Raw genomic sequence first — 12510 nt, 5'->3', positions numbered from 1 at the left:
CTGGCGCCGACACCTTCTCCCGCGAGGGGAGAAGGGTGCGAAGACCTTAGTCCTTGGCGCGTTCCTGGTACGAACCGTCTTCCGTCAGGATGATCACCTTGGTGCCGGCCGAGATGTACGGCGGGACCATGGTGCGCACGCCGTTGCTGAGCATGGCGGGCTTGTACGACGACGAGGCGGTCTGGCCCTTCACCGACGGTTCGGTGTCGACGATCTCCAGCACCACGGTGCGCGGCAGTTCCAGGGCGATCGGCACGTCGTTGTGGGTCGACAGGGCGACGGTCATGCCTTCCTGCAGATAGGCGCCCAGGTCCCCGACCACGTCTTCCGTCGCCACGAGCTGGTCGTAGCTTTCCGGGTTCATGAAGTGATAGCCCTCGCCGTCCTGGTACAGGAAGGTGTGGTTGCGCTGGTCGACGAAGGCGCGCTCGACCTGTTCGGTCGTGCGGTAGCGTTCCGACACCTTCACGCCGTCCGAGATGCGGCGCATGTTCAGCTGGGTGACCGGCGTACCCTTGCCGGGGTGGATGTTTTCGGCGTTGAGGACCACGTAGAGCTTGCCGTCCATATCGACGACGGAACCCTTCCTCAGCGAGCTGGCGGCGACTTTAGTCACGAGTACGTCCTTGATCCCGCGGCGGCCTTAAGCCGCGCGAATTTGCGTTGGATATCGCCCTCCTATAGCGATCCTCGCCAAGTTCGCCACCCCGAGCAGAGCGTTTCCCGTGCCGACAGCCTCTCCTTCGCCCTGGTGGCGGCCCGAAAACCACGCCGACCGGCGGCCGTTCCTGCTGGCCCGCAACCGGATCAAGGCCGCTTTCCGCGCCTGGTTCGCCGAGCGCGGCTTCCTGGAGGTCGAGACCGCCGCCCTGCAGGTCTCGCCCGGCAACGAGGCGCATCTGCACGCCTTCGAGACCCGGGCCCTGACCTTGGGCGGCGAAAGCGCGCCGCTCTACCTGCACACCTCGCCGGAGTTCTCGTGCAAGAAGCTGCTGGCTGCGGGCGAGCGGCGCATCTTTGATTTCGGCAAGGTCTGGCGCAACCGCGAGCGCGGGGCGCTGCACCATCCGGAGTTCACCATGCTGGAATGGTACCGGGCGGGCGAGTCCTACCAGGCCCTGATGGACGACTGCGCGGCCCTGCTGGCCCTGGCGGCGGAAACGGCGGGAACCGTCGAATTCCGCTTCCGGGGCCATGTCTGCGATCCGTTCGCCCCGCCCGAGCGGGTGACGGTGGCGCAGGCTTTCGCGCGGCATGCGGACGTGGACCTGCTGGCCTCGATCGGGCCCGGCGGCGAGACCGACCGCGACACGCTCGCCGCCTCGGCCCGCGCGGCCGGAATCCGCGTCGCCGGCGACGACACCTGGGCCGACGTCTTCAGCCGGGTGATCGTCGAGAAGGTCGAGCCGAACCTGGGCGTGGGGCGGGCGACGATCCTCTGCGAATACCCGACCGCCGAGGCGGCCCTGGCCCGGCCCAAGCCCGGCGACCCGCGCGTGGCCGAGCGGTTCGAGCTCTATGCCTGCGGCGTCGAGCTGGCCAACGCCTTCGGCGAGCTGACCGACGCCGGCGAGCAGCGCCGCCGCTTCGAGGCCGAGATGGACGAGAAGGCCCGGGTCTACGGCGAGCGCTATCCGCTGGACGAAGACTTCCTGGCGGCGCTGGCGATCATGCCGCCGGCGTCCGGCTCGGCCCTGGGTTTCGACCGCCTAGTGATGCTGGCGGCGGGGGCCAGCCGGGTGGACCAGGTGCTGTGGACGCCGGTGGCGGGGTGACGCCGGGGACATGCCCTTGGGCGTGTCCCCAAACCCTTGCTCGGCGCCGGCGATGCAGCTGGGGACACGCCGCGAGGGCATGTCCCCGTCAGCGGGCCGCATTGCGTCCCCCGCCTAAACCCGCCATACCGCCCGCCTCATGACCGCCGCCCGCACCCTCCGCAGCGCCGCCGCCCTGGCCGAAGCCGGCCTGGTGGCGCCCGAGCGCCTGACCGCCCTGGAAGCGGTGGCGGCGCGCTATGCGGTGGCGATCACCCCGGCCATGGCCGAGCTGATCGATCCGGCCAACGAGAGCGACCCGATCGCCCGCCAGTTCCTGCCCCAGGCCGCCGAACTGGTCGAGAACCCCGGCGAGGTCGCCGACCCGATCGGCGACGAGACCCACAGCCCGGTCGAGGGGATCGTCCACCGCTATCCCGACCGCGTGCTGCTGAAGCCCACCCACACCTGCGCGGTCTATTGCCGGTTCTGCTTCCGCCGCGAGGTGGTGGGGCCCGACGGCGCCTCGAACCTGACGCCCGAGCAGCTGGACGCCGCCTTCGCCTACATCGCCGGCCGTCCGGAGATCTGGGAGGTGATCGTCACGGGCGGCGATCCGCTGGTGCTGTCGCCGCGCCGCCTGCGCGACCTGTCCGAGCGGCTGGCGGCCATCGACCACGTCAAGGTCGTGCGCTTCCACACCCGCGTGCCGGCGGTCGATCCCGAGGCGGTGACCGACGAGGTGGTCGCGGCCCTGAAGGCCAGCGGCAAGGCGGTCTATGTGGCCCTGCACGCCAACCATGTCCGCGAGCTGACGCCGGCGGCGCGGACGGCCTGCGCCAGGATCATCGACGCCGGCGTGCCGATGCTGAGCCAGACGGTGCTGCTGAAGGGCGTCAACGACGACCCCGAGGCCCTGGGCGCCCTGATGCGCGGCTTCGTCGAGACCCGCATCCGGCCCTACTACCTGCACCACGGCGACCACGCCCCCGGCACCGCTCACCTGCGCACCAGCGTCGAAGAAGGCCGCGCCCTGATGCGCGCCATCCGCGGCCGGTTCTCGGGGCTGTGCCAGCCGACCTACGTGCTCGACATCCCCGACGGCCACGGCAAGGTGCCGATTGGCCCGGACTACCTGGCGGTCGAGGGCGAGGTCGAGGACCCGAACGGCGGCGCGCACGCCTATCCGCCGAAGGGCTAGGGCGCCTTGCCGTCGGCGGCCGGGGCCTTGTCCTTCTTGGCGTAGTAGCCGCCGCAGATCCTCTGCAGGCCGAAGGCGTCGCGCCCGGTGTTGAAGTGGGTGGGCGTGACCTGGGCGGCCACGACCGGCGCGGTCACGCCGGGCCGCTCGGCCTTGAGCCAGGCCTCGAGCCCCGGTCGCCAGGGCTCCAGCTGCTCGGGCGCGGTCAGTCCCGGGCGCGAGCTGTCGAACAGGTAGTTGATGTCGGTGGACCGGGCGTAGCTGGGCAGGGCGCCCGAACCGACGGCCTGGCTCAGTTCCATCAGGCTGGCGGCGGGATCGTAGCGCCCGATGAACGTCACCTCGCCGGCCTTGACGTCGAACGTCCGGGAGTCGGCGTTGTAGCAGACGCCCCAGTTCATGACCGACATGCTGAGCAGCACGTAGCTGCCGGGCTTGGCCTTGGCCAGGTAGTAGGCGCGGGGCTGGTTCTTGCCGCCCACGCGGCCCAGATTGACCCATCCGCCGAGCGGGTTGGCGAGGGAAGCGTGCTCCTGGGGCGAGAACCGCGCGATGTTCAGCTGGTAGCCGCCGTTGGCGGCCGCCATGGGACCGCCGGGCTCGATCTCCAGCGCGACCAGGCCGTAGTCGGACGCCGGGTCCAGCTTCGGCTGGCCGGCGTGGGCCGCGCCGCCCGCCAGCGCGGTCGCCAGCGTGGCCGCCAGCATCGTTCCGTGTCGCATGATGTCCGCTCCCCCGAGCACAGCCTTTGCGCGAGTAGTCTGGGCGGTCGGGCGCGGAAGCGCAAGGCGGCCCCGGCCGCCGCCCAACGAAAAAGGCCTCCCGGGTCTCCCCGGAAGGCCTCATCGTTTTGCCGGGGACACGCCCAAGGGCATGTCCCCGATCGTGGACCTATTCCGCCGCCGCCTTCTTCGCCGCCGCGCCGAACTTGGCGTTCAGCTCGCCGGACGAATAGCGCTTGGCCATGGTCGCGGTGGACAGCGCCTTGATCTTGTCGGCGTGGCCGGCCGAGCCGAACTGCACGAAGCGGTCCTGGCAGACCTGGCGCATGGCTTCCTTGGCGGGCTTGAGATAGGCGCGCGGGTCGAACTCGTGCGGCTTCTCGGTCAGGATCTTGCGGATCGCGCCGGTGATGGCCAGGCGGTTGTCGGTGTCGACATTGACCTTGCGCACGCCGTGCTTGATGCCGCGCTGAATCTCTTCCACCGGCACGCCCCAGGTCTGGGGAATGGCGCCGCCGTACTGGTTGATGATGTCCTGCAGCTCCTGCGGAACCGACGAGGAGCCGTGCATCACCAGGTGGGTGTTGGGCAGGCGCTGGTGGATCTCCTCGATCACGTTCATGGCCAGGACGTCGCCGTCCGGCTTGCGCGTGAACTTGTAGGCCCCGTGGCTGGTGCCCATGGCGATGGCCAGGGCGTCGACGCCGGTGCGCTCGACGAACTCGACCGCCTGGTCGGGATCGGTCAGCAGCTCGTCGTGGCTCAGCACGCCCTCGAAGCCGTGGCCGTCCTCGGCCTCGCCCATGCCGCTTTCCAGCGAGCCCAGCACGCCCAGCTCGCCCTCGACCGAGACGCCGCAGCTATGGGCCATCTCGACCACCTTGCGGGTGACCTCGACGTTGTATTCGTAGGTGGCGGGGGTCTTGGCGTCCTCCATCAGCGAGCCGTCCATCATCACCGAGGTGAAGCCGTACTGGATCGCCGTGGCGCAGGTCGCCGGGCCGTTGCCGTGGTCCTGGTGCATGCACACCGGGATGTTGGGATAGATCTCGGCCAGGGCGTCGATCATCCGGGCCAGCATGATGTCGTTGGCGTAGCTGCGCGCGCCGCGCGACGCCTGGATGATGACCGGGGAGTTCACGGCTTCCGCCGCCTCCATGATCGCCAGGCCCTGTTCCATGTTGTTGATGTTGAAGGCCGGCAGCGCATAGTCATGCTCCGCCGCATGATCCAGCAACTGTCTTAGCGTGATCCTCGCCACGTGGTGTTCTCCTGCAAGCGTGAGTGAATTGGGTCGTTTCTTGTTGTTGGGGCCCGGCGCTGAAGCGCTCTTTGCCCAAGTTTTCCGGACCTCCGTGGTGTCCGTATTTTCGGTTCGGCGCGCCCTCCTGAGACGCGCCGAAGGGTCGTTTCTCCCTAGATCTCCAGAGCGGCGACGCCCGGAAGCGTCTTGCCTTCCATCCATTCCAAGAACGCGCCGCCGGCCGTCGAGACGAAGGTGAAATCGCCCGACACGCCCGCGTGGTTCAGGGCCGCCACGGTATCACCGCCGCCGGCGACCGCCACGATCTTACCCCCTTTGGCGAGTTTCGCGGCGTGTTTTGCCGCCGAAACCGTCGCTTCGTCGAACGGAGGCACCTCGAAAACGCCCAAAGGGCCGTTCCAGATCAGCGTATTGCTCGATTCCATGGCTTCGATAAGACGCTGGGCGCTCTTGGGGCCGGCGTCCAGGATCAGGTCGTCGGGCTGGACCTCGGAAAGCTCGCGGGTCTCGGCATCGACGCCGGGGGCGACCTTCTTGGCCACCACCACGTCGATCGGCAGCAGCAGCTCGCAGCCGCTCTTCTCGGCCGTGGCCATGATCTGGCGGGCGGTGTCGGCCAGGTCCTTCTCGCAGAGCGATCCGCCGACGTCGTGGCCCTGGGCGAACAGGAAGGTGTTGGCCATGCCGCCGCCGATGGCCAGGCGGTCCAGCTTGGCGACCAGGTTGTTGAGCAGGTCGAGCTTGGTCGAGACCTTGGAGCCGCCGACGATGCCCAGCACGGGCTTCCTCGGATTGCCCAGGGCCGAGTCCAGGGCTTCCAGCTCGCGCTGCATGGCCAGGCCCGGATAGGCCGGCAGAATCTTGGCCAGGCCTTCGGTCGAGGCGTGGGCGCGGTGGGCGGCGCTGAAGGCGTCGTCGACATAGAGGTCGCCGTTGGCGGCCAGGGCCTTGGCGAAGTCGGGGTCGTTCTTCTCTTCGCCGGCGTGGAAGCGGACGTTCTCCAGCAGGGCCACGCCGCCGTTCTCCAGGCCGTTCACCACCTTGGCGGCTTCGGGACCAACGCAGTCGCTGGCGAAGGCCACTTCCTGCTCCAGCAGCTTGCCCAGCGGCTCGGCCACGAAGGCCAGGCTCATCTCGGGCACCACCTTGCCCTTGGGGCGGTCGAAGTGGGCCAGCAGGATCACCTTGGCGCCCTGGGTCGACAGGTAGTGGATGGTGGGAAGGGCCGCGCGCAGGCGGGTGTCGTCGGTGATCTTCCCGCCGTCGACGGGCACGTTGAAGTCCACCCGGACCAGGGCGCGCTTGCCGGCGAGATCGGCGGTGTCGAGGGTGCGGAAGGGCATGACGGGATCACTCACATGGGATTGCAGGCGTAGGACATGCTGGAAGCCAGGTAGGCGACCAGCACGAACGCCAGAAAAGGGATGGCGGCGAACGCCAGATGAATCGGCCGGCTGCGGACGGACAGCGCGTAAAGCGACCAGAGCACGACCCAGGCCACGGCGAGGCCCAGCGCGGCCCAGCGGGAGGGGGCGGCTTCCGGCGCCCAGGCCAAGGGTATGAACCTCGGATTGGGGCCGAGGCTGGCTCGTCCCAGCCAGTAGCAGACCGGAGCGACCAGGCCGCCCCCCAGGATGCTCGTCACGGTCAGCAGGACGACGGCGACCCAGGGGCGGGCCCTGGTGAAGATCGTCTGGCTGGCGGCGGCGCTGGGCATCGTGGTCCTTGGCTGAGGCCGGCGTGCGCCGGTCAAAGGAAACCCCCGCGCCTCGGAGAGGGCGGGGGCTTGGAAGGCTGACCTAGAGGAACTTCGCCATCTCGAGAGCGGTGTCGCTCATGCGGGTCGCGAAGCCCCATTCGTTGTCGTACCAGCTGAGCACGCGGACCAGCTTGCCCTCGATGACCTGGGTCTGGGGCAGGGCGGCCGTCGAGCTGGCGGCGATGTGGTTCATGTCGTGCGAGACCAGCGGGTCCTTGGTGGTGAACAGCACGCCGTTCATCGGGCCGTCGGCGGCGGCCTGCAGGGCGGCGTTGACCTCGTCGACCGTGGTGTCGCGCGACGGCACGACCTTCAGGTCGATGACCGAGACGTTCGGGGTCGGGACGCGGATCGACGAGCCGTCCAGCTTGCCCTTCAGGGCCGGCAGCACCAGGCCCAGGGCCTTGGCGGCGCCGGTCGAGGTGGGGATCATGCTCAGGGCCGCGGCGCGGGCGCGGTAGAGGTCCTTGTGCATGGTGTCCAGCGTCGGCTGGTCGCCGGTGTAGCTGTGGATCGTGGTCATGTAGCCACGCTCGATGCCGGTCAGGTCCTGCAGCACCTTGGCCACCGGGGCCAGGGCGTTGGTGGTGCACGAGCCGTTCGAGACGATGATGTCGTCGGCGGTCAGGGTCTCATGGTTGACCTTGTAGACGATGGTCTTGTCCGCGCCGTCGGCCGGGGCCGAGACCAGCACGCGCTTGGCGCCGGCTTCCAGGTGCAGGGCCGCCTTGTCGCGGGCGGTGAAGATGCCCGTGCACTCGAACGCGATGTCGACGTTCAGGTCCTTGTGCGGCAGGTCCTTCGGGTCGCGGATGGCCGTGACCTTGATCTTGCCCAGGCCGACGTCGATCCAGTCCTCGCCCGAGGTGACCACGCCGGGGAAGCGGCCGTGGACGCTGTCGTAGCGCAGCAGGTGGGCGTTGGTCTCGACCGGGCCCAGGTCGTTGATGGCGACGACCTCGATGTCGCGGCGCGCATGTTCGGCGATGGAACGCAGGACGAGACGTCCGATCCGGCCGAAGCCGTTGATGGCGACGCGAATGGCCATGAGGTCTTTCTCCTAACGAGCGTTCGGCCGAGGCGACCGACGTTACCTTGATTTTGCAGCGCGTTTTGCGGGGCGGGGCGGGGAAGTCAACCCCAAGAAACCTGCGCGAGCGCTCACATAGGATGACCTATTGTTATCCGCACCGTTTCATCGCCCAATTGTCGCCATGGCGGGTGGCGAAGCGGACCGCAGTCTATATGTTGCGACGCATGATTTTGGGACGATGCCGATGACCCCGGGCGAAGGTAACGCCCTCGAACTGGCCGCGCGCCGCCTCGAGCGCGCCGTCAGCCAGCTGGAACAGAAGATCGCCGCCGAGCGCGCGGCGCGTCCGGCCGCGCCCGTTTCGGGCGAGCCGGGGCTGTTCGACGGCGACGCCGAAGCCGAGTCCAAGGCCGCGCGCCTGGCGCTGGACCTGGAGGCCGCCCGCGCCCGGGAGAAGGCGCTGGAGGAAGCCGGCGAGCAGGCCTCCGAGGCCCTGGGCCGCGCCATCGCCGAGATCCGCGCCGCCCTGGGCGACGAGAGCCTGATCACCGAAGGCGTCCACGACGACGACGAGGAAGAGGACTACGGCGACGACGGCGCCGATCTCTTCCCCGAGGATCGTTCGGAAAGGGAGGCCTGAGCCATGGCCCAACTGACCATCCAGGTGAACGGCCGGCCCTACACCGTCGGCTGCGAGGACGGGCAGGAAGCCCACCTCCTGGAGATCGCCCGCCTGTTCGACCGCCAGGTCCGCCAGGTCAGCCAGGACGTCGGCCAGCTGGGCGAGACCCGGCTGTTCCTGATGGGCGCCCTGCTGCTGGCCGACGAGCTGTCGGACCTGAAGCTGCGCCTGGCCCATGCCCAATCCGAGCTGGCCCGCCTGCAGACCGAACAGACCCGGGTAGAGGTCCGGGCCATCAAAGCCCTGGACGCGGCGTCCGAGAAGATCGAGGCCCTGGTCCAGGGCTGACGGCCTCCGGCCACCCTGGCCGGAATGCGCCTATCCCCGTCGGCATAATTGTGCTTGCCTCCAGCGCAATCTCGAGATGTGGAGGCGCCGGTGGGACAGAAGACGTTCACCTATCCGCGTGAGTTTTCCCTCGACGAGCTGAGCGAGGCGATCGCGGCCGACGAAGCCGGCGTCGGCAAGCTGGTCGGCCTCAATCGGCCCTTCGAGGGCAGCGTGGCGACCTTCGAGTACGGCGAGGGCCATCCGGAGAAGGGCGTGCGCCTCGTCCCCGCCGCCGGCGGCGTGCCGAAGGGCCACGCCAAGGTCTGCGAAGGCCAGGTCTGGGCCGGCGGCCAGGCCCAGACCGTGATCGCGGTGCGGGCCGACTGACCCCAGACTGGGTGGCTAAGGCGTGGCGGCGCCGGCCTTGGTCACGTGGTCCATGACCTGCTGGAACGGCGCGACCCAGATGTCGGGGTTCCGCTTGAGGTGATCCAGCAGCTGCTGGTGCGCTTGCGCCGAGACCTCGAGATAGTCGCCGCCCACGCCGTGGAACTGCAGCACGCCCAACCCTCCGGCCGCACGCACGCGCTCCACATAGGCGATCAATTGCGCGCCGTCGGGATGATCCACGGGGCCCCAGCTAGGCACGTTCAAGGGATCTAGCGACGCGGCGTCGGTGATCACCGACCGGTAGGCGTCGCCCCCGGTCCGCGCATAGCGGATCAGGCCGGAGGTCCGCAGGCCGCCGCGATAGTCCTCGCCGCCGACCAGGCTCTGGCTGCACGGATAGGCGTAGGTCCGCGCGGTCCGGCCGTCGATGCCGAACAGCACGGCGTTCATCACCCCGATCTCGGCCAGCATCGACTGCGTGTCGTAGGTTTCGGTCACATGGTGCTCGGCGCGGGGCAGCATGGCGCGCGGGCAGGGATGGTTCACCGAGTGGTTGCCCAGCTCGTGGCCGCTCTTCGCCGCCCGCCGCCATCGCAGCATCTCGGCCGGGGTCAGGCTGTCGGCGTCCAGGAAGAAGGTCCCCTTCAGTCCGGCCGCGTCCAGCTGCGGGATCGCGACGTCCAACTGCGAGGGCATGGCGTCGTCATAGGTCAGGACGATGGCCGCGCGCTTGCCCTTCGGCCAGGCGAAGGCGCCCTGGGCGGCGGCCGGTCCCGCGGCGGCCAGCGCCCAGGCCAGGGCGGCGAACAGGACCAGGCGCATGCTTTTCTCCATCCCCCGACCCCGACGGCCGTCGGGGCCTAGTCGTCCAACAGTTCAGCCAGGATCGCCAGCCCCCTCTCGGCCGCCTCGGGGTCGGCCAAGCTGAAGTTCAGCCGGATCGTCGGCGAGGCGCCGCCCTCGGCCAGGAAGTGGCTGCCGGGGGTGAACAGCACGCCGCGCTCGACGGAGCGTTTCAACAGGCGCTCGACGTCGGTCCCTTCGGCCAGGGTCAGCCAGAAGAACAGGCCGCCGGGCGGCAGCGACCACGAGGCCTTGTTGCCCAGGTGACGGGTCAGGGCGTCGGCGAAGGCGTCGCGCTTCCGGCGATAGAGGGCGGCGACCTGGTCCATCCGCTCGGCCCGGCCCGGGTCGTTCAGATACTGCAGCACCATCCACTGGCTGAGCCGGTTGGTGTGCAGGTCGGCCGCCTGCTTCAGCTGGACCAGCAGCGGGAAGAGGTCGGGCGAGGCGGTCAGGTAGCCCAGGCGCAGGCCAGGGGCGACGGTCTTGGAGAACGAGCCCTGGTAGATCCACGATCCGCCCGTCATGCCGGCGCAGACCGGGCGACGCTCGCACGGCTCGTAGACCAGGTCGCGATAGGGATCGTCCTCGAACAGGATCACGTCGCTGGCCCGGCAGGCGGTCGCCATCGCCGCGCGCTCGTCGGCGGTCCAGCAGTGGCCCGACGGATTCTGGAAGGTGGGGATGACATAGGCCATCGACGGCGGCGCTTCGCCCCAGCCGGCGCCGGGGCTCGACCGGTCGATGATCTCGAACCGCGCGCCGTAGAAGCGGAACACCTGCAGGGCGGCCAGATAGGCCGGCGACTCCACGGCCAGGGTCGTGCCGGCGTCGATCACCAGCTTGGCGGCCAGGTCGATGCCCTGCTGCGAGCCGGACAGCACCATCACCCGGTCGGCCTCGGTGTCCAGGCCCAGGGCGGCCAGGTCCCGGGCGATGCGCTCGCGCAGGGCCGGCTCGCCCTCGGTGGGGCCGTATTGCAGCAGGTCGCGCGGCGGCGGGGGCAGGTCCAGCCCCGCGAAGGTCTCGGGCGAGGGCAGGCCGCCGGCGAACGAGATCATGCCCGGGCGCTGCGACACGTTGAGCATGTCGCGCACCGGCGAGGGCCTGATGTCCGAACTCCGCACCGACAGCCGCGCCATCGCCGACCTCCCTCAACATTCCAAACAGCGTCAAACACCTTGACCTATCGACACCATGAGCCGACGCATCCTAAAGTGTCAACATGGTTGACCTGGATGATCCTGCCCTATCTGACGACCTGCATGAGGCGATAGAGCAATTCTATTTCGCCTATCGCGGATTCACGGACCGCCCTGACCGGATTCTCGAAAGGCGCGGGTTGGGCCGTGTGCACCACCGCATCCTCTATTTCATCGGCCGCCGGCCCGACGTGTCGGTGCGCGGCCTGCTGGACCTGCTGGCCGTCAGCAAGCAGGCCCTGAACGCGCCGCTGCGCCAGCTGATGGAGATGGGCCTGGTCGGGGCCGAGGCCGGAGTCGAGGATCGCCGGGTCAAGAACCTGCGCCTGACGGCGTCGGGCCGGAAGCTGGAAGCCGAGCTCACCGAGGCCCAGACGCGCCACCTGCGGGCGGCCTTCGACCGGGCGGGGGCGGAGGCCCACGCGGGCTGGACGGCGGTGATGGCGGAGCTGGTGAAGGGCTGAGGCGCACCCGCTTGCCCCCGCCTGACCGCTTCGCGGTCTGTCCGCCCCCATAGGGGGCGGAGCCTCGCGCTCTTCCCCCTCCGGGGGAAGACGATCGCGAAGCGATCCGTAGGGGGCAAGTGCGACAAGGTCCCCACTGGTATTCGTGACCCCGAACGCCTATCTTCTCCAGCGGCGGGTCTGCTGTGGCCCTCGTCGAAGATTTCTATTCCCAGGGACCTTAATCTCTCTATCGGGACCTGTTCCCTCCCGTGGCCGTGGCTGCGGGAACACGGGGCCCACCTGTAACTTACAGGTTCGAGTGGATTGAAACGTCTTCACGGTTCTTCACGGCGCCGCCACCTTCCCCCATTCTCATCCGATCCCGAACGCCTGGACGCGTGAGGTCCGCATGGAAAAGAGCATGGACAGGACTGGGGCCCTGATCGGCAGCGCGCTGTTCCTGGTCGTCGCCCCCGGCGTGGTGGCGGGGCTGGTTCCGTGGTGGCTGAGCGGCTGGCGGTTCGCGCCGCCGTTGCTGGGCCTGGAGGCCGGGCGCTGGCTGGGCGGGGCGCTGATCGTCGTCGCCGCGCCGGTGCTGCTGGAGGCCTTCGTCCGCTTCGCCCTGGAGGGCCGGGGCACGCCCGCGCCGGTCGCCCCGACCAAGACGCTGGTGGTGGGCGGCGCCTACCGCTTCGTGCGCAACCCGATGTACGTGGCCGTCGTGAGCCTGATCCTGGGCCAGGCGCTGCTGCTGGGCCAGGCCGTGCTGCTGGCCTACGGCGCGGCGGCCTGGCTGGCGATGCACCTGTTCGTTGTGTTCTACGAGGAGCCCCGGCTGCTGGGCGACTACGGCCAGGACTACGAGACCTTCCGCCGCCACGTGCCGCGCTGGCTGCCGCGCCTGCGCCCCTGGCGGCCCGCCGCCTCAGGTGGCAGAGGATAGC

General features: G+C 69.3%; 15 protein-coding genes. 7 read left to right on the top strand and 8 right to left on the bottom strand.

From position 1 onward, the window contains the following. Window positions 1-46: 46 nt before the first annotated feature. A complete protein-coding gene (gene efp, locus WAE60_RS14295; protein ID WP_029907184.1) occupies window positions 47-616 on the bottom strand; it encodes an elongation factor P in 570 nt (189 codons plus the stop codon). A gap of 109 nt (window positions 617-725) precedes the next feature. On the opposite strand from efp, the gene epmA reads away from it, so the two are divergent. Next, the gene (gene epmA, locus WAE60_RS14290) at window positions 726-1775 is read left to right on the top strand and encodes an EF-P lysine aminoacylase EpmA (RefSeq protein ID WP_337687207.1); all 1050 of its coding nucleotides are present in this window, start codon (window positions 726-728) and stop codon (window positions 1773-1775) included. Window positions 1776-1914: 139 nt separating this feature from the next. Beyond that, window positions 1915-2955: a lysine-2,3-aminomutase-like protein gene (locus WAE60_RS14285; protein WP_337687205.1), complete on the top strand. Its 1041-nt coding sequence runs from the start codon at window positions 1915-1917 to the stop codon at window positions 2953-2955. Here the strand turns inward: WAE60_RS14285 and WAE60_RS14280 are convergent. From WAE60_RS14280 to gap, 5 genes are all read right to left on the bottom strand, one after another. Further along, window positions 2952-3677 (bottom strand): hypothetical protein, encoded by a 726-nt coding sequence (locus WAE60_RS14280; RefSeq protein ID WP_156035536.1) that lies wholly within the window; start codon window positions 3675-3677, stop codon window positions 2952-2954. The two genes, WAE60_RS14285 and WAE60_RS14280, sit on opposite strands and share 4 nt — an antisense overlap. Window positions 3678-3846: 169 nt before the next feature. Continuing rightward, window positions 3847-4938, bottom strand: a complete 1092-nt coding sequence (gene fba / locus WAE60_RS14275; protein ID WP_029907188.1) for a class II fructose-bisphosphate aldolase — start codon at window positions 4936-4938, stop codon at window positions 3847-3849. Window positions 4939-5093: 155 nt separating this feature from the next. Then, the gene (locus tag WAE60_RS14270; protein ID WP_337687201.1) at window positions 5094-6284 is read right to left on the bottom strand and encodes a phosphoglycerate kinase; all 1191 of its coding nucleotides are present in this window, start codon (window positions 6282-6284) and stop codon (window positions 5094-5096) included. 11 nt (window positions 6285-6295) lie between these two features. Next, complete coding sequence (locus tag WAE60_RS14265; protein WP_029907190.1) at window positions 6296-6658, bottom strand: hypothetical protein; 363 nt, start codon at window positions 6656-6658, stop codon at window positions 6296-6298. A gap of 82 nt (window positions 6659-6740) precedes the next feature. Then, window positions 6741-7748 (bottom strand): type I glyceraldehyde-3-phosphate dehydrogenase, encoded by a 1008-nt coding sequence (gene gap, locus WAE60_RS14260; protein WP_337687200.1) that lies wholly within the window; start codon window positions 7746-7748, stop codon window positions 6741-6743. 229 nt (window positions 7749-7977) lie between these two features. Between gap and WAE60_RS14255 the strand changes: the two genes are divergently transcribed. The 3 genes from WAE60_RS14255 (at window position 7978) to WAE60_RS14245 (ending at window position 9072) form a co-directional block, all read left to right on the top strand. After that, window positions 7978-8373, top strand: a complete 396-nt coding sequence (locus WAE60_RS14255) for a hypothetical protein (RefSeq protein ID WP_035018056.1) — start codon at window positions 7978-7980, stop codon at window positions 8371-8373. A 3-nt stretch (window positions 8374-8376) separates the two neighbouring features. Then, window positions 8377-8703, top strand: a complete 327-nt coding sequence (locus WAE60_RS14250) for a cell division protein ZapA (protein WP_029907193.1) — start codon at window positions 8377-8379, stop codon at window positions 8701-8703. Between the two features lie 90 nt (window positions 8704-8793). Then, on the top strand, window positions 8794-9072 hold the full coding sequence (locus WAE60_RS14245; protein WP_337687198.1) for a hypothetical protein: 279 nt from the start codon (window positions 8794-8796) through the stop codon (window positions 9070-9072). A gap of 15 nt (window positions 9073-9087) precedes the next feature. Here the strand turns inward: WAE60_RS14245 and WAE60_RS14240 are convergent, their stop codons facing one another. Both WAE60_RS14240 and WAE60_RS14235 read right to left on the bottom strand, forming a co-directional pair. Further along, complete coding sequence (locus WAE60_RS14240) at window positions 9088-9897, bottom strand: polysaccharide deacetylase family protein (RefSeq protein WP_337687196.1); 810 nt, start codon at window positions 9895-9897, stop codon at window positions 9088-9090. Window positions 9898-9935: 38 nt separating this feature from the next. Continuing rightward, complete coding sequence (locus tag WAE60_RS14235) at window positions 9936-11060, bottom strand: PLP-dependent aminotransferase family protein (RefSeq protein ID WP_337687195.1); 1125 nt, start codon at window positions 11058-11060, stop codon at window positions 9936-9938. Between the two features lie 209 nt (window positions 11061-11269). Between WAE60_RS14235 and WAE60_RS14230 the strand changes: the two genes are divergently transcribed. Next, window positions 11270-11584: a MarR family transcriptional regulator gene (locus WAE60_RS14230; RefSeq protein ID WP_231499371.1), complete on the top strand. Its 315-nt coding sequence runs from the start codon at window positions 11270-11272 to the stop codon at window positions 11582-11584. Between the two features lie 391 nt (window positions 11585-11975). Next, a complete protein-coding gene (locus WAE60_RS14225; protein ID WP_337687193.1) occupies window positions 11976-12509 on the top strand; it encodes an isoprenylcysteine carboxylmethyltransferase family protein in 534 nt (177 codons plus the stop codon). Window position 12510 lies beyond the last annotated feature (1 nt).

Origin of the sequence: Caulobacter sp. CCG-8, assembly GCF_037402475.1 — a bacterium.
Lineage (GTDB): Bacteria > Pseudomonadota > Alphaproteobacteria > Caulobacterales > Caulobacteraceae > Caulobacter.
The sequence above is the reverse complement of the archived record's forward strand: the minus strand, read 5'-3'. Positions and strand labels throughout refer to the sequence as shown.